18 protein-coding genes, 1 tRNA gene and 1 pseudogene are annotated in these 19,382 nt (G+C 59.2%); 8 read left to right on the forward strand and 12 right to left on the reverse strand.

The window, feature by feature from the left end; all coding sequences use genetic code 11:
• Positions 1-145 precede the first annotated feature (145 nt).
• Positions 146-1,363 (reverse strand): MFS transporter, encoded by a 1,218-nt coding sequence (locus AC3ISI_RS24355; RefSeq protein ID WP_489334159.1) that lies wholly within the window; start codon positions 1,361-1,363, stop codon positions 146-148.
• A 332-nt stretch (positions 1,364-1,695) separates the two neighbouring features.
• On the opposite strand from AC3ISI_RS24355, the gene AC3ISI_RS24360 reads away from it, so the two are divergent.
• On the forward strand, positions 1,696-3,750 hold the full coding sequence (locus tag AC3ISI_RS24360) for a methyl-accepting chemotaxis protein (protein WP_489334160.1): 2,055 nt from the start codon (positions 1,696-1,698) through the stop codon (positions 3,748-3,750).
• 116 nt (positions 3,751-3,866) lie between these two features.
• A tRNA-Met gene (locus AC3ISI_RS24365) sits at positions 3,867-3,943 on the forward strand.
• 89 nt (positions 3,944-4,032) lie between these two features.
• On the opposite strand, the gene AC3ISI_RS24370 is transcribed toward AC3ISI_RS24365, so the two are convergent.
• Positions 4,033-5,142 (reverse strand): DUF2817 domain-containing protein, encoded by a 1,110-nt coding sequence (locus AC3ISI_RS24370; RefSeq protein WP_489334161.1) that lies wholly within the window; start codon positions 5,140-5,142, stop codon positions 4,033-4,035.
• A 165-nt stretch (positions 5,143-5,307) separates the two neighbouring features.
• Here AC3ISI_RS24370 and ggt point away from each other — a divergent pair, with 165 nt between their 5' ends.
• The gene (gene ggt / locus AC3ISI_RS24375) at positions 5,308-7,146 is read left to right on the forward strand and encodes a gamma-glutamyltransferase (RefSeq protein WP_489334162.1); all 1,839 of its coding nucleotides are present in this window, start codon (positions 5,308-5,310) and stop codon (positions 7,144-7,146) included.
• A gap of 210 nt (positions 7,147-7,356) precedes the next feature.
• Complete coding sequence (locus AC3ISI_RS24380) at positions 7,357-7,728, forward strand: helix-turn-helix domain-containing protein (protein ID WP_489334163.1); 372 nt, start codon at positions 7,357-7,359, stop codon at positions 7,726-7,728.
• A 24-nt stretch (positions 7,729-7,752) separates the two neighbouring features.
• On the opposite strand, the gene AC3ISI_RS24385 is transcribed toward AC3ISI_RS24380, so the two are convergent.
• On the reverse strand, positions 7,753-8,181 hold the full coding sequence (locus AC3ISI_RS24385) for a TOBE domain-containing protein (protein WP_489334164.1): 429 nt from the start codon (positions 8,179-8,181) through the stop codon (positions 7,753-7,755).
• A gap of 384 nt (positions 8,182-8,565) precedes the next feature.
• Here AC3ISI_RS24385 and AC3ISI_RS24390 point away from each other — a divergent pair, with 384 nt between their 5' ends.
• Positions 8,566-9,090, forward strand: a complete 525-nt coding sequence (locus AC3ISI_RS24390; protein ID WP_489334165.1) for a hypothetical protein — start codon at positions 8,566-8,568, stop codon at positions 9,088-9,090.
• Positions 9,091-9,112: 22 nt separating this feature from the next.
• Here the strand turns inward: AC3ISI_RS24390 and AC3ISI_RS24395 are convergent, their stop codons facing one another.
• From AC3ISI_RS24395 to AC3ISI_RS24410, 4 genes and pseudogenes are all read right to left on the reverse strand, one after another.
• Positions 9,113-9,709, reverse strand: a complete 597-nt coding sequence (locus tag AC3ISI_RS24395) for a flavin reductase family protein (protein ID WP_489334166.1) — start codon at positions 9,707-9,709, stop codon at positions 9,113-9,115.
• A gap of 57 nt (positions 9,710-9,766) precedes the next feature.
• The gene (locus AC3ISI_RS24400; RefSeq protein ID WP_489337784.1) at positions 9,767-10,375 is read right to left on the reverse strand and encodes a methyl-accepting chemotaxis protein; all 609 of its coding nucleotides are present in this window, start codon (positions 10,373-10,375) and stop codon (positions 9,767-9,769) included.
• A pseudogene (locus tag AC3ISI_RS24405) lies at positions 10,355-11,119 on the reverse strand (PAS domain-containing protein); the annotation flags it as partial. The gene AC3ISI_RS24400 and the pseudogene AC3ISI_RS24405, both read right to left, overlap by 21 nt.
• An 85-nt stretch (positions 11,120-11,204) precedes the next feature.
• The gene (locus tag AC3ISI_RS24410) at positions 11,205-12,518 is read right to left on the reverse strand and encodes an MFS transporter (protein WP_489334167.1); all 1,314 of its coding nucleotides are present in this window, start codon (positions 12,516-12,518) and stop codon (positions 11,205-11,207) included.
• Between the two features lie 202 nt (positions 12,519-12,720).
• Between AC3ISI_RS24410 and AC3ISI_RS24415 the strand changes: the two genes are divergently transcribed.
• Entirely contained in the window at positions 12,721-14,139 is a 1,419-nt protein-coding gene (locus AC3ISI_RS24415; RefSeq protein WP_489334168.1) for a short-chain fatty acid transporter, read from the forward strand.
• 36 nt (positions 14,140-14,175) lie between these two features.
• Here the strand turns inward: AC3ISI_RS24415 and AC3ISI_RS24420 are convergent, their stop codons facing one another.
• Together AC3ISI_RS24420 and AC3ISI_RS24425 are read right to left on the reverse strand one after the other, a co-directional pair.
• The gene (locus tag AC3ISI_RS24420) at positions 14,176-14,520 is read right to left on the reverse strand and encodes a HepT-like ribonuclease domain-containing protein (protein ID WP_489334169.1); all 345 of its coding nucleotides are present in this window, start codon (positions 14,518-14,520) and stop codon (positions 14,176-14,178) included.
• Complete coding sequence (locus AC3ISI_RS24425) at positions 14,517-14,807, reverse strand: nucleotidyltransferase family protein (RefSeq protein WP_489334170.1); 291 nt, start codon at positions 14,805-14,807, stop codon at positions 14,517-14,519. Before AC3ISI_RS24425 ends, AC3ISI_RS24420 begins: the two co-directional genes overlap by 4 nt.
• A gap of 147 nt (positions 14,808-14,954) precedes the next feature.
• Here AC3ISI_RS24425 and AC3ISI_RS24430 point away from each other — a divergent pair, with 147 nt between their 5' ends.
• On the forward strand, positions 14,955-16,652 hold the full coding sequence (locus tag AC3ISI_RS24430) for an acid phosphatase (protein WP_489334171.1): 1,698 nt from the start codon (positions 14,955-14,957) through the stop codon (positions 16,650-16,652).
• 192 nt (positions 16,653-16,844) lie between these two features.
• On the opposite strand, the gene can is transcribed toward AC3ISI_RS24430, so the two are convergent.
• Positions 16,845-17,489, reverse strand: a complete 645-nt coding sequence (can, locus tag AC3ISI_RS24435) for a carbonate dehydratase (RefSeq protein ID WP_477803236.1) — start codon at positions 17,487-17,489, stop codon at positions 16,845-16,847.
• Positions 17,490-17,630: 141 nt separating this feature from the next.
• Between can and AC3ISI_RS24440 the strand changes: the two genes are divergently transcribed.
• Positions 17,631-18,035: a serine kinase/phosphatase gene (locus AC3ISI_RS24440; RefSeq protein WP_489334173.1), complete on the forward strand. Its 405-nt coding sequence runs from the start codon at positions 17,631-17,633 to the stop codon at positions 18,033-18,035.
• A gap of 144 nt (positions 18,036-18,179) precedes the next feature.
• Here AC3ISI_RS24440 and rimI read toward each other — a convergent pair whose 3' ends face one another.
• A complete protein-coding gene (rimI, locus tag AC3ISI_RS24445; protein ID WP_046030107.1) occupies positions 18,180-18,632 on the reverse strand; it encodes a ribosomal protein S18-alanine N-acetyltransferase in 453 nt (150 codons plus the stop codon).
• The gene (locus tag AC3ISI_RS24450) at positions 18,625-19,365 is read right to left on the reverse strand and encodes an energy transducer TonB (protein WP_489337785.1); all 741 of its coding nucleotides are present in this window, start codon (positions 19,363-19,365) and stop codon (positions 18,625-18,627) included. The genes rimI and AC3ISI_RS24450 overlap by 8 nt, the downstream gene beginning before the upstream one ends.
• Positions 19,366-19,382: the final 17 nt, after the last annotated feature.

The following is a 19,382-nucleotide window of genomic DNA, read 5'->3' on the forward strand; positions in this document are numbered from 1 at the left end:
GTGCCTGGAAATAATTCCACTCACAACATACAACCATAGATGTAGGAGTGAGCCTGCTCGCGATTGGGGTCTAACATTCAACATTAATGCTGACTGAAACTCCGCCATCGCGAGCAGGCTCACTCCCACAGGGACGGTGTGTGGATCAGGCCTTCTTGGTTCGTGGCAAGAAGATCGCCAACACACCCAACAACGGCAGGAACGAACACAGGAAGTACACGTATTCAATGCCGTGCACATCCGCTAGATGCCCCAGCAACGCTGCGCCAATCCCGCCGAAACCAAACATCAAGCCAAAGAACACCCCGGCAATCATCCCGACATTACCCGGCACCAGTTCCTGGGCATACACCACGATGGCCGAGAACGCCGAGGCAAGGATGAAGCCGATAATCACGCTCAGCACACTGGTCCAGAACAGGTCGACATGCGGCAGTAGCAACGTGAACGGCGCAACGCCGAGGATCGAGAACCAGATCACAGCCTTACGCCCGATCTTGTCGCCGATCGGCCCACCGAAGAAAGTCCCCGCCGCCACCGCTCCCAAAAACAGAAACAAGTGCAATTGCGAACTGGCCACCGACAGGTCGAATTTTTCGATCAGGTAGAACGTGAAGTAACTGGTGAGGCTGGACATGTAGAAGTACTTGGAGAACACCAGTAAACCCAGCACCACCAGCGCACTGATCACCCTGCCCTTCGACAAACCGTGAGTCGCCGCCTGGCCTTGCTTGAGCTTGAACAGGTTCAAGTGATTGGCGTACCAGCGGCTGATCCGGTAAAGCACGAACAACGCGAATACGGCAAATAGTCCGAACCAGGCCACATGCCCCTGACCGTAGGGAATGATGATCGCTGCCGCCAGCAACGGACCGAATGCCGAGCCGGCATTACCACCGACTTGAAAGGTCGATTGCGCCAACCCAAATCGTCCGCCCGAAGCCAGTCGCGCCACGCGAGAAGCTTCCGGGTGAAAGGTCGACGAACCGATACCGATCAGCCCCGCCGCCAACAAAATCAACGGAAAAGTGCCGACCATCGACATCATCACAATGCCAATCAGCGTGCACACGGTCCCGGCGGGAAGCAGCCATGGCTTTGGATGTCTGTCGGTGTAGTAACCGACCCACGGCTGCAAGAGCGAAGCGGTCAATTGAAACGTCAGCGTGATCAATCCGACCTGGGTAAAGGTCAGGCCATAGTTGGCCTTGAGCATCGGATAAATCGACGGCAACACTGACTGGATCAGGTCGTTGATAAGGTGCGCCAGCGCCACCGCGCCGATGATGCGTATGACCAAAGGGCTGCTTTGTGAAGTCGCGGGTGCCGACGTCGCGCCGGTCTGAGCGTTGCTGATAGCCATGAGTATTTCCGTACAGCGGATGGGTGCACGCGGGCAGGTGCGTCAATGTGCCATTTTTCGGTGCGACATTGCCATCCCCTTAGCCAGCTAACGAACTAAATATTCAACGCCCGACAGGTGATAGCGCAACGCCATGGTCTAAATCTTGCCTTGTTTAACCCCTTCAATGCGGGCCTCTCACAAAGGGCTCCGAGAATGGGAAGTTTCGCTACAGAGTCGGCCTACAGAGCTGGCGAGGGTGAACTTTCGAGGCCTTTTACAAGGGCACCTGTCGCGGTCGCAATGACCTCGACGCACGCCGATGGGGCGTGGTGTCCACAGGAGCACGGGGCATGTCGTTTTTATCACCGGGGATCGGGTTGCTGGGGCGTTTTGGCTTCGCACGCAAATTTCAGCTGTTGTTTCTGCTGTTTATCCTGCCGCTGGCCGGTAGCCTGTTGATGATTGGTCAGGATTATCGCGCCAAACTCAGCCTCATCTCCGGCGAACGTGCCGGGGTCAGGCAACTGATTGCTCTGGATGCTGTGGATAACCTGCTCGCCGCCCAGCGTGATCGCGCGGCTCGCTGGCGCGCCACGGAAACCAATCGCCAGCCGACGCCCGCCACCCTCGCCGCCATGGGTGCGTTTGATGCGGTGCAGCCTGCCGTCGCTCAGGCCACTTCAGACCTCGGCAACGCGCTGAAAGTCGAAGGTGCCGAGGGCGAAACGCCGACCCGCTATCAAGCCCTGCAAACCGCCCTTAATGGCTTGGATTCGAAAAGTCTGAGCGGCGTCGGCTGGTGGCCGGACGGTTACGACCGTTTCACCAATGCCTTGAGCGCCCTGCAAGCGCTGCGCGAACAGATCGCCATGGACAATCGCCTGACATTGGCGCCGTGGCTGGAAACTTACCTGCTGACGCAGATCTCCACTCAGCACGCACCGGACCTGATTGAACGGGTCGGTCGCCTGGCCGCCGTCGGCCAAGCGTCAGTAGTCTCGGGTCAGTTCACCTTGCAAAGCCGCCTGCAATTGCGCGACTTGCGTAGCCGCATCGGCGATGCCCGCGAGCAGCTGGTGAAAACCGCCACGCTCCTGGAAGCACGCCTGCCGAGCGCATTGCAAACTTGGGCCGGGCAATACCATGACAATCTCAAGCACCTCGACGCGAGCCTGAAGGTGCTGGATGACGGCGTGTTCGGCGGCAGCATCAGCCTCAAGCCGGAAGAATTCGAACGCAACCTCGACGCCCTGCTCACGGACCTTGCGGCCCTGCGCCAGCAATCGTTGATGTCGCTGGATCAACGTCTGGATTACTACCACGACTCGGCGATTCGCCAATTCATTCTGGTGGCGACGATCTTTGGCTGCCTGCTGCTGGCCGCACTGTACCTGTTCATTTGCCTGCAAGCCTCGATCCGGCGCGGCGCCAGCGGCATCACCCTGCTGGCCGAAGCCCTGCGTGACGGCAATCTGAGCCTGCAAGCACCCGTGCAGGGCCGTGACGAACTGGCGGCCATCAGCACCGCCCTGAACGTCGCCGTGGTGCAGTTACGCAATAGCTTGCAGGGGGTCGACCACGAAACCTTGCAGGTGAGCAATGCAGTGCGCACGCTCAACCATCACTCCAGCGGTGCCCTCGGCGAAGTCGAAGCGCAACAACTGCAAATCAGCCAGATCGCTGCTGCGGCCACACAGTTGGCGGCCACCTCTCAAGGGGTTGCCCAGAGTTGTGAACAGGCGTCAGGCAGCGCTCAGCACACCCAGCGCATTGCCGCCGACAGCAGCCGAGACAGTCAGCGCACCACCGCCAGCATTCAGCAGCTCAATCAGCGCTTGAACGACACCGCGGCGGCACTGGGTCGGGTCAGTGAGCAAGGGCAACAGATTCAGCTGGTGGTTGACACCATTCGCGGGGTCGCCGAGCAAACCAACCTGTTGGCGCTCAACGCGGCTATCGAGGCCGCTCGTGCGGGCGAACAAGGTCGCGGTTTTGCCGTGGTCGCCGATGAAGTGCGCAGCCTTTCACAACGCACCCAGTCTTCCACCGCGCAAATTGCCGGCACGGTCGACAGCCTGCGCAACACCGTGAATGAAGCGGTCAGCCTGATGGAGGCGGCCTGTAGTCAGGCACAAAGTGATGCCCAATCCGTCACCGCACTGGGTGAGCGCCTCGGGGAAATTGCCTTCGCGGTGCAAGGCGTGACCGACACTCTGGCGCACATCGCGACCGCGGTAGAAGAACAGGCCAGCACCGCCGATGAAGTCAGCGGCAACATTCAGCAAGTCGATCAGGCGGCAGTAAGGTTGCTTGAAGGCGCACGGGCGGTGAACCTGGCAGCGGACACCTTGAGCCAGGGCAGCAAGGCCCTGAGCGCGAATACCGGGAGATTTCAGCTCAGTTGATGCCCTCCTCCGGCCCGGTTTTTCGGGTCAGGAGGATAAGCAGTTGAAAGCGTAGAGAAATATTTTAGATTTACGCTTGACACATCATCGTTCCAAGCCAATAATGCGCGCCACTTGGCTACATAGCTCAGTTGGTTAGAGCATAGCATTCATAATGCTGGGGTCCGGGGTTCAAGTCCCTGTGTAGCCACCAAGTACTAAAAACGGCTTACCGAAAGGTAGGCCGTTTTTTTATGCCTCGAGAAAAGCACCCTGAACCCCATGGGTCCAGGGTGATCCGCCTTAGGTGCGAATCGTCGGCAACGCCGACAGCGCCCGCTCCCAAATCTGCCACGTCCGCAACCACACCATGGCCTGCCAGTCGCTGTCGGCCGGATAGAATTGCTCCAGCAGATTCAGCTTGATCCCCCGCCCCATCGCATCATTCGGATTGCCATGCAGATGCAGCCAGTGGTCATCGCGCAAATGACGATGCACGTCCGCCCCCGGGTACGTCCCGCACTCGATAACAAACGGCATCAATCGAACGTGCGGCAACGCATCGACCATTGCCTGCGAGGTGTAGCCGGTCGCGGTTGCCGCCACACCGGTTTCACTCAAGGTGTCGGCGCCGGTCAGCAATGTGTAGAGCCACGGGCCGTAAATGGCCTGCGCATCGGGCAACGCCGGATACGCCGCCTCAGTGATTGTCAGCAGCATCGGATGACCGTACTCACCGGCCCCCGTGTGCAAGTCGAAACACATGACCACGTCGGCATGGGCGATGTGCTTTTGCAGGATGGCGTGCAACGTGCGGTTCGACCAGCTCGGGGCCCGCCCGCCGTAAAACAGACCGTCGGGGTGACTGTGCTGGCCGCCCTCGACAATCGACATCACTGCTGGCCAGCCATGTTGGCGAATCTGCGCGTCGAGCAAGGCATCGGCGCGCTCACGCTCAGGACCTTGCAGCTCGGTGCAGGCGTAGATGTCATGCAGCGTTGCGTAAGCCTGATTGTCCGGCAACGCACGCTCGAAATTCAGGTGATTGCGGTTCAGGTCGATGTTGTCTTCGTTAACCCGCCGCAACCAGGCGCTGCCCCAGGGATTGATCAGGTGAATGAACACCACGGCCACATCCGCCGGCAGTGAGCGCTTGCCCAACTCCTGCATCCATTTGACCTGACACCCCGAACCGTAGAAGCCTTCGACGCCATGCGTGCCGCTCAGCGCGATCAGCAATCGCTTGGCGCCCGGATCGCCCAGCACCGCCACGTCGGTGCTCAAGGGCTCGTCGAAAGGCCCTTTGAGCGGATGCGGGTATTCGGTCAACGTCGCACCGGCCTCGGTGGCTGCCGCGAGGAACAGCTCTCTTTGATTACGGTAACTTGGCTGGGTGGGAAACTCGGTCTGCATGTCTGCCTCTTGTTGATTTTCTGGCCCGTCTAGTGCCCTCGACCCTACAGAAAATCCGTCGACTCATGAAGGACAAAAGCAGCTTTACTGTAGGCCCAGGTTTGCGCCATGCCGAGTCGGCCGATAAAGTCCCGGTAACCTTCCCCACGGACGGAGTACCCCAACGTGTTCTCAGCCTTCCATTTGAGCCGCTATCGCCGCTCAGCCCTGTCGCTGATCGTCGCTACGCTGACCCTCACCGCCTGCAACGCGCCACCGACATCGACATCGACGTTGTCTGTGGCACCAGAAAGCGCTTCGGGCTATCGCACCGACCTGAAAACCCGGTACGCGTCCAGACACATGGCGGCAGCGGCCAATCCCCTGGCGGCCGAAGCCGGCCGGGAGATGCTGCGTCAGGGTGGCTCGGCGATTGATGCCTCGATTGCGATGCAAGCGGTACTGACGCTGGTCGAGCCACAATCCTCTGGCATTGGCGGCGGCGCATTGATCGTGTTTTGGGATGGCAAGGCTGTGCACACTTTCGACGGTCGCGAAACCGCACCAGCCGGCGCTACCGAGAAACTTTTCCTACAGGCCGATGGCACACCGATGGCATTCACCCAGGCGCAGATTGGGGGGCGTTCGGTGGGAACGCCAGGCGTGTTGCGAGCGCTTGAGTTGGCCCATCGCAAATACGGGCGCCTGCCGTGGGCGAAGCTGTTCGAACCGGCCATCCAACTCGCGGAGCAAGGCTTCGCCATCTCGCCGCGCCTTCACCAGTTGATCGCCTCGGATTCGTCCATGCGCAGTTCGCCGGACATGGTGGCCTACTTTCTGAATGCGGATGGCAGCCCGAAAGCCGCCGGTACGTTGCTGAAGAATCCGGCACTGGCCGCTGTGCTGAAGCGCATCGCCAACGAAGGGCCAGACGCGCTGTACAAAGGCGCCATCGCGCAAGAGATCGTCACCAAGGTTCAGGGCCACGCCAACCCCGGCAGCCTGTCGCTGGATGACCTGCAAGGCTATCAGGCCAAGGAACGCGCGCCGCTGTGCACCGACTACAAACGCTGGCAGGTGTGCGGCATGCCGCCGCCGTCATCGGGCGGAATCGCCGTGGCGCAGATCCTCGGCACCTTGCAGGCTTTGGAAACCCGCGATCCACGCTTCGCCCTCGCGCCGCTGAAACCGGTCAAGACCCAAAAACCCGCCGGCACCGAGCCCGCCCCGGAAGCCGTACACCTGATCGCCGAAGCCGAACGACTGGCCTACGCCGACCGCGCACAATACGTGGCCGACACCGACTTCGTGCCCGTGCCCGTAAAAGGGCTGGTAGACCCGGCCTATCTGGCCAGCCGCGCCGCCCTGATCGGTGATCGCAGCATGGGCGTGGCCAAACCCGGCACCCCGCCAGGCATCAAGGTCGCCTACGCGCCGGATCGATCGCCGCTGCGAATCTCTACTTCTCAAGTGGTGGCCGTGGATGACCAAGGCAGCGCCGTGTCGATGACCACCACCATTGAGTCCGGATTCGGCTCGCACGTGATGGTCCAGGGGTTTCTGCTCAATAACGAGCTGACCGACTTCTCGTTCATCCCCGAAGAAAACGGGCAGAAAGTCGCCAACCGCGTCGAGCCCGGTAAACGCCCACGCTCGTCCATGGCGCCGACGCTGATCTTCGACCGCCAGAGCGGTGAATTCCTGGCCACCCTCGGCTCTCCCGGCGGCTCGCAAATCATCGAATACGTCGCCAAATCCACCATCGGCCTGCTCGACTGGAACCTCGACCCACAAGCCGCCATCAACCTGCCCAACTTCGGCAGCCGCAATGGCCCGACGGAGCTGGAGCAGGGACAGTTCAGCGCCGAGCTGATCCAGGCGTTGAAGGACAAGGGACACAGCGTCAGCGAAATCGACATGACCAGCGGCACCCAGGCGATTGTTCGGGTAAAGGATGCGCAAGGGGATGCATCGCTGGCCGGTGGAGCCGATCCTCGGCGTGAGGGGGAAGCGTTGGGGGATTGATTCGTACGCGGGAATGAAAAAGGGCTTACCGGGAGGTAGGCCCTTTTTTACAGGTATCACATTCTGATCGGCTGCCGCGTGATGCCATTTCCTACATGCCAAAAACTGTTTACTCGGTAGAGTAGAGGCTAATGTTTCAAAGCTGAAACTTGTCGGCACTCACAAGCAGTACGACGCAATCGACGCCGACACCGTCGAGATGGAGTAACCATGAATATTCATCCGATTCACACCGACGAGGACTACCGTGCGGCTCTGCAAAACGTGTCAGCACTGTTTGACAACGAACCAGAGCCTGGCACCCCTGAGGGTGATTATTTCGACATCATGATCACGCTTATCGAAGTTTATGAGTCAAGAAATTTTCCGGTCGATCTACCCAATCCAATCGACGCCATCAAGTTTCGTATGGAGCAATCCGGCTTGTCTGCCTCAGACCTTGCGCCCGCTATTGGCAGGACAAACCGGGTCTATGAAGTACTCAATGGCAAACGCGCACTGACGCTTCCAATGATCTGGAAACTGCATGAGTTGTTCGGGATCCCGGCTGAGAGCCTGATCAAGCCAGTGAAGCAGGCTTGATCGGTCGTTACTCCACTTTTGAAATCAGGCCGGCACGCCCAAAATAATGTGCGACGCCTTGATCACCGCCGTTGCACTCACACCCGGCGCCAGCCCTAGCTCCGCTACCGCTTCACGGGTAACAATCGAATAAACTTCACTACCGCCATCAAGCTTGATCACCACTTCAGCGTTCACCGCGCCATCAGTGACGCTGATGACTTTACCTTCCAGGCAATTACGCGCCGAGAGGCGAATGTCGCTGGATTCGGTCATCAGCATCACCCACGGCGCCTTCACCAGAGCGACCGCTTCCTTGCCGACCGCCAGTCCCAGGCTTTTCACGCTTTCCATGGTGACGACGGCGACCAGTTCGTTGCCGCCGGACAGTTTCAGCGAGACTTCGGCGTTGACCGCGCCCGGCTGCAGATGGCTGATGGTGCCTTTGAATACGTTACGCGCGCTGACTTTCACGGTGTTGTCTCCTTGAATGATAAATTTTGTATACAGATCTACCCATCTTTCGTGATAACCGGGTGTGACGCAACTTCGCGCTCACCTACACCCACGCTTCAATCCCGGATTTCAGTACCACGCTGACGCGTGAAGCATAGCGCGTGATCTTTAACCCCTGTCGCGTTGTGCGCTTCTCAAGCACCAGATCCAGGATCTTCTCGCAAAGCCCACAACGCTGTGGGAATCGCCCTCCAATACCCTCGGAAGCTTCAGACATAAGTGTTTCAGTGGTTGTTTTAAAGTGTGTCCCGAATTGCAGGCGTCATGATTTGACCGGCGGGTTTCCCCGTTAAAACCCTGCACGTCCGATACTTTTCACAACCACCAAGGCGTTTACATTTGATGAGCAACCGTTGGAATCGCAATTCGCGCAATGAGTCTGGTGCGTTTCTCAGGCGCTTTAAAATCGAAATGATCGTGGGCTTCATTCTTGGCGCCATCCCCCTGCTCATCCACTCGACGAGTCAGGCCGAACTGCAAGCCATTCTCCAGTCGTTGCTGGCCAGCGCGCCCATCATCAGCCATGGCTTTTGCCTGCTGACGATCTACATCGCAGTCTGCATTCACAAAAAAATCCACCGGCTGAAAAGTGACCGCATGCGTGAACGGTTCGAGGTGATCTACAAGGTCACGGCGGAAGTCGGGACGGGTTTCCTGACCCTGCTGCGCACCGGCCTTGGGGCGATCGTCGGATTCCTGATGATTGCCCCCTTCATGGAGGACGTACCGATTTCACTCAACCACTGGCTGAGCACGCTCCTTCTCTGCCTCATGACCCTGGTGTTCTCAGCATCGGTATCGTTGCTGCATGACTTTTTGGTGACTCGCCCAACCCGTAGCCATCCGAAAAATCACATTCGCTTGTAAGGACGCAGGCCTGGTGGCTGATCTACGGCAGGGTCTTGCCGTCCACCGGGGCGCCAATCATCAGGAAATGCCCGCCCGCCACATGGTGCAAGGTGCGCAATGCATCCTGTCCTTCGAAGTGCCAACGGCCCTCGCTGAAGACGCGCTCATCCGCCTGAGCGGCGATTACCTCAGCCAGGAACAGGTCGTATTGCTGATGATTGCTGGGCTCGGGCAGCAGCCGACATTCCAGCCATGCCACGCAACCTTCAAGCATAGGGGCGTCAATCAGCTCGCCACTGAAGGTTTGCAAACCATAGGCCTGGAACTTGTCCTGACCTTGGCCCCGGGTCAACTCCAGGCCTGACGTCGAGCCAACAGTCTGGGTGATATCGGCCTGCGCAGCACAGGGAACATTCAGCACGAACGTTCCCGAGGCTTCCAGCAGTTGTCGGGTCCAGGTGGACTTGTCCAGTACCACGGCAATTTTCGGTGGTTCGAAATCCAGTGGCATGGCCCAGGCGGCGGCCATGATATTGCGCTGGCCATCATGGGCTGCGCTCACCAGTACGGTCGGCCCGTGATTGAGCAGACGATACGCCTTGGACAAAGGAACCGGCCGGCGGTGGGAATCGCTCATGTTGTCTGCTCCTGGGAAAAGAGCCGATTGTAGCGATTTCCACCGCGATGGCAGGTATCAAGTCGCCAGCTGATTGGCGAACTGCCCCACCGCGTTCACTACTTTCTGCGCACCGTCCTGAATCTCGACAATCACCGTGCCGGCTTCCGCCGCCAGCGCCAGACCTTGTTCCGCCTGGAGCTTGCCGTCGGTCATCAGGGCCACGGCATTGCGCGCCATCTCCTGGTTCTGACGCACTACGCCGACAATTTCATCGGTCGCCTGGCTGGTGCGAGACGCCAATTGCCGGACCTCATCCGCGACCACGGCAAACCCCCTGCCCTGTTCGCCAGCCCGAGCGGCTTCAATGGCCGCGTTGAGCGCCAGCAGGTTGGTCTGTTCGGCAATGCCGCTGATGGTTTTGACGATGGTGCCAATGACCAGCGATTGCTCATTCAAGGCTTCGATGCCATCGCCAGCGGTTTGCATATGCTTGGCCAGGTCGCGCATGACGGTCACCGCCTGAGTCACCACGGCCGTACCGCGCTGGGCACTTTGGTCGGTTTGCTGTGAGGTGCTGTAGGCAATGTTGGCCGCTTCAGCAACGGCGTTTTCCTGATTGATCTGATCGGTAATCACCGTGGCGAACTTCACCACTTTGTAGAGCTTGTTGTTGGCATCGGTCACCGGGTTGTAGGACGCTTCCAACCAGACCATACGACCATGGCTGTCGAAGCGCTTGAAACGGCCGGCGACAAACTCACCCGCGTTCAGGCGCCGCCAAAAGTCTTGATACTCGGCGCTGTTGTACTCCTGCGGCTCACAGAATGTCCGGTGATGTTTGCCCTTGATCTGCGCGAGGCTGAAACCCATGCCGCTGAGGAAGCGATCGTTGGCCGTCAGCACGTTGCCATGGAGGTCAAACTCGATCACCGCCGTCGAGCGCACCAGTGCGCCGATCAGGTTCTCGTGCTCACGAGAGGCTTCGATGGTGCGCGTCAGGTCGCTGGAGTAAATCGAGAAATTTTTGACCCGTCCATCCGCCGAGCGCACCGGCTGCAAAATCGACCGCAACCACGCTTCCTGGCCATTGCCCCGCAGCAAACGCACAGCACCGGCGAAATGCTCGCCACGGGTCAGCGCGTTTTGGAAGCGGCGGTGGAATTCGTCTGATTTCACATGGATGGGAACAATGTCTTCGATGTGACGACCGACCAGGTCGTTGCTTTTGTAGAACATCTCTGCGTTGAAGTTCTGGTTGGCCGAGTGAATCCGCCCATCAGGATCAAGAGTCAGCACCAGCATCTCGCTTTCCAGACTGTCCTTCACTTGCTGAAGGCTGGAGAGTTCTTCGCGAAGAGCCGACAGCTCCTGCTTCAAGCGTTTATTGAACATGGGAAAGCACCGATGGACAGGGAGGGAAAGCGGCATGCAGCCTAACCATCGGCGGTACTGGTACTTTCTGAAGAGTGTTTCAGGGTTGTCCTACAAATATAGTTGCCCTCACAACCTGCGATTACATCGCGCCAGCCGCCGTGCAATGACCAACCTTGGGCATGCGCGTACCAAAATACGCCGCGCTGCTAACGCCCACCGCGCCCATCACGACACAGAACATCACACAGATCCACGGGCTCCAAGGCATCAGACCGATCAGCAGCAGCGGTGTGATGCTCGCCCACGCGGCGTAGGCAATGTTGTAGGTGAAGGAAATCCCCGAGACGCGAACCCGCGCCGGGAACAGGCTGATCATCACCGACGGCACCGCGCCGACCACCCCGCAGCTCAGGCCGGCAATCGCGTACGTCAGACCTGTCCAATTGCCGGCGCTGATCAGGCAGCCGTAAAGCACGCCAATGCCCAGCGGCAACAACAGGCTATAGAGCATGACCGTGCGCCAGGCGCCGATGCGATCGACCAGCAACCCGGCGAGCACGCAGCCGATGTTCAGGAAAACAATGCCCAACGCGCTGAGTGCGAAAGTATGGCTGGCGGTCATGCCGAAGGTTTTCTGCATCATGGTCGGGGTGATGACAACAAACACCACTACGGCCGAGGTCAGCACGCAGGTGAGGATCATGGCCGGCAACATCGCCAGACGATGCTCACGCAAGACCGTGCGCAGCGGCAGTTCGACGGCGGCATCGCGCTGGGCCTGCATCGCCATGAACACCGGGGTTTCACTGAGCCAGCGGCGCAGCCAGACGCCAATCACCCCGAACACACCGCCCAGCAGGAACGGATAACGCCAGGCGAAATCGAGAATTTCCGCCGGGGTGAATGCCTGAGCGAGGAAGGTCGCAGTCAGGGCGCCGATCAAGTAACCGAAGGTCAGGCCAGCTTGCAGGAAACCGAGGGCATAGCCGCGATGCCCGACCGGCGCGTGCTCGGCGACGAACACCCAGGCGCTCGGCACTTCACCGCCCACCGCCGCGCCTTGCAGGACACGTAGCGCCAACAGCAGCAGCGGCGCCCAATAACCGATTTGCGCGTAGGTCGGCATGATCCCGATCAGCAGGCACGGAAGTGCCATCATCAGGATGCTCAGGCTGAAGACTTTCTTGCGCCCCAGCCGGTCGGCGAAATGCGCCATCAAAATCCCGCCCAATGGGCGCGCCAGATACCCGGTGACGAAGATTCCGAAACTTTGCAGCAGGCGCAGCCACTCAGGCATTTCCGGCGGGAAGAACAGCTGACTGAGGGTCAGGGCAAAAAAAACGAAAATGATGAAATCATAGATTTCCAGCGCGCCGCCAAGGGCCGCAAGGCCCAGGGTTTTGTAGTCCGAGCGGGTAAAGGGCGTCGGGCGCGAAGGGACGTTGGCAGTCATGAAAAAGAACTCTGCAGCCGGTAAAAAAACCAAGGCGCCCATGGTCTACGCAAACGCGTCCATGGACAAGCCGTTAGACCATAGTCCTGTTTTGGTAAAACTTAGTCACACATCAGGGCCGGTTGATTTATTGTTGGCATCTGTCTAGACCGACCGTTACGGCCCGAAGACCACCATAAACATAAAAATTCGAGGTACGCCCGTGGCTGCTGATATCGAAGATACCCGCTCTGCCCGCTTTGCCCTGCGCTGTTCAAATTTTGCCGAACGCTGGTTCCCCGACTCCTGGGTATTTGCCGCGCTGGCGGTGATCATCGTCGCCGTCGCCACCCTGTTCATGGGCGCCAAACCAACTGACGCCGCCATGGCGTTCGGTGATGGGTTCTGGAGCCTGATCCCGTTCACCATGCAGATGGCGTTCGTGGTGATTGGCGGTTATGTGGTCGCCAGCTCGCCGCCAGCGGTGAAACTGATCGACCGTCTGGCGCGTCTTCCGAAAAACGGCCGTTCCGCGGTCGCCTGGGTGGCGTTGATCTCCCTGGCTGCCTCGCTGCTGAACTGGGGCTTGTCGCTGGTGTTTGGCGGTTTGCTGGTGCGCGCCCTCGCCCGCCGTACCGATCTGAAAATGGATTACCGTGCCGCCGGTGCTGCCGTCTATCTGGGCCTTGGCGCGGTATGGGCCTTGGGCCTGTCGTCGTCCGCTGCACAATTGCAGGCCAACCCGGCCAGCCTGCCGCCGTCGATCCTGGCGATCACCGGGGTCATTCCCTTCACCCAAACGATCTTTTTGTGGCAGTCCGGTGTCATGCTGCTGGCACTGATCGTTGTCTCGCTGATCGTTGCCTACGCTACCGCGCCAGGTCCCAACACGGCCCGTGACGCCAAAGCCTGCGGCGTCGACCCCAGTTTCAACCTGCCACCATTGCAACCACGCACTCGCCCCGGAGAATGGCTGGAATACAGCCCGCTGTTGACCCTTTTGCTGGTGCTGCTGGCGGCGGGCTGGCTGTACCACGAGTTTTCGACCAAACCGTTACTCAGTGCCATCTCCGGGTTGAACACCTACAACTTCCTGTTCCTGATGCTCGGCGCGCTGCTGCACTGGCGCCCGCGCAGCTTCCTCGACGCGGTGTCCCGCGCAGTACCGACCACCACCGGCGTACTCATTCAGTTCCCGCTGTACGGCTCGATCGCCGCCTTGATGACCACCGTCAAAGGCGCTGACGCTCAGACCCTGGCGCACCACATCTCGACCTTCTTTGTCAGCATCGCGTCCCACGACACCTACGCGGTGCTGATGGGCGTGTACTCGGCAATTCTGGGTTTCTTCATCCCGTCCGGCGGCGGCAAATGGATCATCGAAGCGCCGTACGTCATGCAAGTGGCCACCGACCTGAACTACCACCTGGGCTGGGCCGTACAGATCTACAACGCGGCCGAAGCCCTGCCGAACCTGATCAACCCGTTCTACATGCTGCCGCTTCTGGGTGTGCTCGGTTTGAAGGCGCGGGATTTGATCGGGTTTTCATTTGTGCAGTTGCTGGTGCATACGCCGCTGGTGCTGTTTCTGCTGTGGGCGCTGGGGACGACGCTGACGTATACGGCGCCGGTGATGCCTTAAATGAAGTTGATTGCACCTGCTGGGGAGCAGGTGCAATCAAGTATGATCTGTGGGTAAAACCTTCAACAGTTCCGGCAACGCTGACTGAGCCGTATCCCAGACCACCTCAAGATTTATATCGAAATAGCCGTGAGCAATGCGATTACGCATACCGCGCATGCTGCGCCACGGTACCTGCGAGTTAGCGACTGCAAACTCCGTGTAGCTATCCATAACCTTGGTAGCCGCTTCGCCAATAATGATGAGGCTCATAATGACCGCTTGCTGGGTGCGCTTGTCTTCGAAAAACTCTTCTTTGCTTAATCCCTCGACGAAGACAAGTGCATCACCAGCAGCTTGGCGCATATGGTCAAGGTAGTCCCCGAGGCGGTTGACGCTCATACAGGCCGTGCCTGTTCCAGCACCTGCTGACGAAACTTCAACGGAAGGTCTCCCGGCGTCAACAGATCAACACTGACTCCCAGCAAATCTTCGAGCTCAACCTGAAGACCGCCCAGATCGAATAGTGTGGCACCTGGTAGCGCATCCACCAGTAAGTCCAGGTCACTCCCCTCTTTATCGGTGCCCAATAATGCGGAGCCGAATACACGCGGATTGGACGTGCGAAAACGGCTTACAACCTCGCGCACGGCGGCGCGTTTCAGATCAAGTGCGATTGAGGGTTTCATGATTGGCCTTTACCAAGTCCAGTATTGCGCCAGTCTAGCAGTGCTTGGGACAGGTAAACACTGAGTCACTTGTAACCCTTTTGTCACATCCCGCTGCTAGCGTCCGCCGAAACATATTGCAACAAACTCAGCTAAACGGGATTCGGCATGACTGACGATAAAGACGGCATTGACGCTTCTTCTCCTGACTCAGACGCGCCCACCGACACCAGCCGCCGCCGCTTTCTTGGTGGCGTTGCAGTGCTTGGCGTCGGCGCGACGCTGAGTGCTTACGGCAATCAGGAAGATGAGCCGGGCAAACCTCTCGAACATCCGTTGTCCCCAGCGGAAATCGACAAAGCCCTGCACGATCAGGTGAAAACCGTGGTGGTGATTTACGCCGAGAACCGCAGTTTCAACAATCTGTTTGGTGACTTCCCCGGCGTCGAAAAGCCACTGTCGTCGCTGCAACCCACCGAGTATCAACAGCGTGATCGCGATGGCAGTCTGTTGAAGACACTGCCACCGGTCTGGGGCGGCGTTTTGCAGATCGGTCCACAAACCCTGGATGGAGTGACGTACCCCAATGAAACCCAGTTTCAGGAACAACTGCCAAACGCGCCGTTTGCCCTCAAAGGCCCGAACGCTGAAGACCTGCCGTTTGGCCTGGTGACCCGCGATTTGTGGCACGTGTTTTATCAAAACCAGATGCAGATCAACGGTGGCAAGAATGACGGTTTTGTCGCCTGGGCCGACTCCGGCGGCCTGACCATGGGCCATTACGCGCAGAGCCGTTATTCCCTGCGCTTGTGGGACGTTGCCCAAGAGTTTGTGCTCTGCGATAACTTTTTCCAGGGCGCTTTCGGCGGTTCGTTTCTCAACCACCAGTACCTGATCAGCGCCACCGCGCCGTTTTATCCCGATGTCGCCAACTCGGTGGCCAAGGCGCAAGTCGCGGTGTTGCAAAGCGACGATCCGGCGGACCCACGGCTCAAGCCTTTGGAGAAATCCCCGGCCAGCGCCATGACCGGTCCACCGCAGTTCGGGCCTAGCGCATTGACCCCGGATGGCTACGGCGTCAACACGCTCGCGCCACCGTACTGGCCGACCTGGATTCGCGACCCTGACCGCCCAGCCTACGCCAAACCGGACCTGCCGAACGTGATGGTCCCGCAGCCCCACGAGCACATCGGCGACAAGCTTTCCAAGAAGAACATTGACTGGGCCTGGTACGCCGGCGCCTGGCAGGCGACGCTGGATCAGTTCAAGGACTCCGGTGGCATCCCGAAAATCCCCAACTTCCAGTATCACCACCAGCCGTTCAACTACTTCAAACAGCTAGGTCCGGAGAACCCGACCGAACGCAACAAACGTCTGCGCGACGCCGGCCTGGGCGATGAGTCGAGCACCAACAAGTTCTTCGCCGATGCCGAGGCTGGTACGCTGCCCGCCGTGAGCTTCTACAAACCCCAAGGCAACCTCAACATGCACGCCGGTTACGCTGATGTGGCGTCCGGCGATCGGCACATCGTGCGCGCCCTGAAAGTACTGCGCGAATGCCCGCAATGGAAAAACATGGTAGTCGTGGTCACGGTCGATGAAAACGGTGGTTGGTGGGATCACGTGGCACCGCCCAAAGGTGATCGCTGGGGCCCCGGATCGCGGGTCCCGGCGCTGGTGGTGTCGCCCTTCGCGCGCAAAGGCACGGTGGATCACACGGTCTATGACACAGCGTCGATTCTGCGTTTGATCACTCGGGTGTTCGGACTGGAGAAGCTCGACGGGCTCAAGCAGCGAGACGACGCGATGATCGCCCGGGGGCAGAATCCCATGGGCGATTTAACCAATGCGCTCAGGTTCAGCTGAGCAATCGGCCGATCTGCTTTAGCACGGCGGCCCGCGCCCCACGCTGAAAAGGATCTGAGCCTGTTGAAACTCACAGGACTCACCTTTGCCGCCCTCAACGGCAAGCCCCGGCGCCCGCAAAAGCGATTCCGGCACTTGCGTTGTAATCACTTTGCGCGTCAGTCAAGACTGACGCGCACTCCCCCGATCGGCTTAAAGCTTTTCGACCGGACGCAGACGGTATTGCGGCGGCAGCTGCTCAAACCCGCTGATGGTCGCATTCAGGCTTTTCCAACGCCCATCCTTGATGCCGTAAATGCAGCCATGGATCGACAGTTTCTGCCCTCGATGCCAAGCGTTTTGCACAATGCTGGTATGCCCGACGTTCGCCACTTGCTGAATCACGTTCAGCTCACAGAGACGGTCGACCTGCTCTTCTTCGGTGGGCAACTTGGCCAGTTCTTCACGTTTCTCATAATAAAGGTCGCGAATCGAGCGCAGCCAACCGTCGATCAGGCCCAACTGGCGATCCTGCATCGAGGCGCGCACACCGCCACAGCCGTAGTGACCTGTGACCAGGATGTGTTTCACCTTGAGCACGTCCACGGCGTACTGAATCACCGACAGGCAGTTGAGGTCGGTGTGCAGCACCACGTTGGCCACGTTGCGGTGCACGAACAGGTCGCCCGGCAACATGCCGACGATCTCGTTGGCCGGCACCCGGGCGTCGGAACAGCCAATCCACAAGTATTCCGGCGTTTGTTGACGGGCCAGCTTGGAGAAGAAGTCCGGATCTTCCTGCTTGATCGCTTCGGCCCAGCGTTCGTTGTTATCAATCAGATCTTGTAATTCGTTCATGCTGTAAAGCCTCAAGAATGATGCGCTGGTTTGACAGACAACCGCCCGTCGAGGTCACGCGCTTGATGCAAGTAGGACCGGTGGAATTCTCAGGAGCCCAGTGGGTCCACCCTAGTAAGACCCACAGTATGAGGAATTGCCATGACTGAATCACGACGACCGTTCGATGCGGCGCAACCAGAGCCGATCGACGACAACGAAGACCGCATGGGCTCGATGCATGAGCTGGACTTCGACGAAGAAGAACCCAGCGCCAAAATCGGTGACGAACTGCCGGAAACCGAGCGCGAACGGTTGATGCCTAAGGAGCGCGTACGTGAAGCGGGCATGACGGGCGCCTCGACCGATGATCACGAACCTACCGATGATGACATGAGCCCGGAAACGTTGATCCTTGAGGACGGGGCACGCGATGCTCATGAAGCGGGTGAAGTCGATCAGGCGGATTGGGATTTGAGCATTGTCGATGAAGATGACATTGGTGGGGGGAATGGACTGGATGAGGCGGAGATGGCGCAGCGGGATCCAATGGATGGGGATCGGTGATCTCTATTGCCTGATTTGACGCCATCGCGAGCAGGCTCACTCCCACAGTTGATCCATGTGGGTCACAGAATTTGTGGACTACACAGATCCTCTATAGGAGTGAGCCGGCTCCGGGCGGCGTTCCGACGATGCTTTTAAGGGGGGTCAGTCGACGAGGGTGCAGGCCATGACTACGGCATCTTCCCGCCCACCAACGGCCGGATAATAATCCCGACGCCGGCCAATCTCGTTAAACCCGTACCGCTCATACAAGCGAAACGCCGAGCGATTACTGTCGCGAACTTCCAGAAAACACTCCCGCGCCTCAGCCTTGTAGGCAATCGACATCAAATGCTCCAGCAGCGTCAAACCCAGGCCACGGCCCTGGTTTTCCGGTTTGACGGTGATATTGAGCAAATGCGCCTCATCCAGAATGATTTGCACCACGCCATGCCCGACCTGCTGCTGACCTTCGAACATCAGCCAGATTTGGTACTTGCCCAGTCCGTCGAGAAAAATCCCGCGGGTCCACGGATGGCTGTAGGCCGCGTATTCGATTTTCAGTACAGCGTCCAGGTCCGCCTCGGTCATCGGGCGGAACGATACAGCGTCACTCATTTGATTCTTTCCAGCGCGCCATCAGCCGACGCATGGCTTGCCAGACATCAGCCTTACGCTGTGGCTCTTCCATTAATAATTCCAGACCCGGCAGGGCCCAGACCGAGCCCAGGCCTTCGACCTGGAGTTCACGGTTGAACGATTCGGCGTTGGCCTCACCGGCAAATCGCACCGCCGGCAGGCCGATCAGCCACACGCACACGCATGGCGCGTCTTCGATGCGGGCCGAGAGAAAGCCTTGCACGAAGTCGCGAGCCGCTTCCGGGCCTTGATCCATGGTGCCGCGAGCCAAGAGCGGCCAGCGCACAGGTTCGCCGACGATCTGTGGGCTGTCCGGCAGACCGGCGGCGCGCAGCATGTCTTTGAGCAGCAGATAGGCAGGATCGCGGGTCTGGAACGTTTCGCCTGTGGGTAACTCCACCAGCAGCAGGCAGCGACCGGCACGTAGTAATTGCAGGGCGAAGCGTGGTGGCGGCACTTGCACCGCCTTGGCGACGACCGGCGCGGCCTCTTCTTCGACCTTGGCGTTGGTGCGTGTGCTGGCCAACGACGGGCGAGGCACCTCGATTTTTACCCGCTCGGCCGGTTTGACCACAGGCTCCATAGGCACTTCAGCCACTGGAGCCGGGGCAACCAGGGACACGACCAACGGCTCGGGCCTCTCCAGTAGCTCGGGCCGTGAGGGCGCGGCAAAGGGCAATTCGGTGCGCGGCAGCCAGTTGACCACCTGCATGGCGGTCAAATAAGCGC

It is taken from the genome of Pseudomonas sp. GL_139_B (assembly GCF_057834475.1).

What these genes read in the sequence shown, in the direction of transcription:
- AC3ISI_RS24355 (WP_489334159.1), bottom strand. Translation starts at nt 1,363, where the DNA reads ATGGCTATCAGCAACGCTCAGACCGGCGCGACGTCGGCACCCGCGACT.
- AC3ISI_RS24360 (WP_489334160.1), top strand. Translation starts at nt 1,696, where the DNA reads ATGTCGTTTTTATCACCGGGGATCGGGTTGCTGGGGCGTTTTGGCTTC.
- AC3ISI_RS24370 (WP_489334161.1), bottom strand. Translation starts at nt 5,142, where the DNA reads ATGCAGACCGAGTTTCCCACCCAGCCAAGTTACCGTAATCAAAGAGAG.
- AC3ISI_RS24380 (WP_489334163.1), top strand. Translation starts at nt 7,357, where the DNA reads ATGAATATTCATCCGATTCACACCGACGAGGACTACCGTGCGGCTCTG.
- AC3ISI_RS24390 (WP_489334165.1), top strand. Translation starts at nt 8,566, where the DNA reads ATGAGCAACCGTTGGAATCGCAATTCGCGCAATGAGTCTGGTGCGTTT.
- AC3ISI_RS24395 (WP_489334166.1), bottom strand. Translation starts at nt 9,709, where the DNA reads ATGAGCGATTCCCACCGCCGGCCGGTTCCTTTGTCCAAGGCGTATCGT.
- AC3ISI_RS24410 (WP_489334167.1), bottom strand. Translation starts at nt 12,518, where the DNA reads ATGACTGCCAACGTCCCTTCGCGCCCGACGCCCTTTACCCGCTCGGAC.
- AC3ISI_RS24420 (WP_489334169.1), bottom strand. Translation starts at nt 14,520, where the DNA reads ATGAGCGTCAACCGCCTCGGGGACTACCTTGACCATATGCGCCAAGCT.
- AC3ISI_RS24425 (WP_489334170.1), bottom strand. Translation starts at nt 14,807, where the DNA reads ATGAAACCCTCAATCGCACTTGATCTGAAACGCGCCGCCGTGCGCGAG.
- AC3ISI_RS24430 (WP_489334171.1), top strand. Translation starts at nt 14,955, where the DNA reads ATGACTGACGATAAAGACGGCATTGACGCTTCTTCTCCTGACTCAGAC.
- can (WP_477803236.1), bottom strand. Translation starts at nt 17,489, where the DNA reads ATGAACGAATTACAAGATCTGATTGATAACAACGAACGCTGGGCCGAA.
- AC3ISI_RS24440 (WP_489334173.1), top strand. Translation starts at nt 17,631, where the DNA reads ATGACTGAATCACGACGACCGTTCGATGCGGCGCAACCAGAGCCGATC.
- rimI (WP_046030107.1), bottom strand. Translation starts at nt 18,632, where the DNA reads ATGAGTGACGCTGTATCGTTCCGCCCGATGACCGAGGCGGACCTGGAC.
- AC3ISI_RS24450 (WP_489337785.1), bottom strand. Translation starts at nt 19,365, where the DNA reads ATGCAGGTGGTCAACTGGCTGCCGCGCACCGAATTGCCCTTTGCCGCG.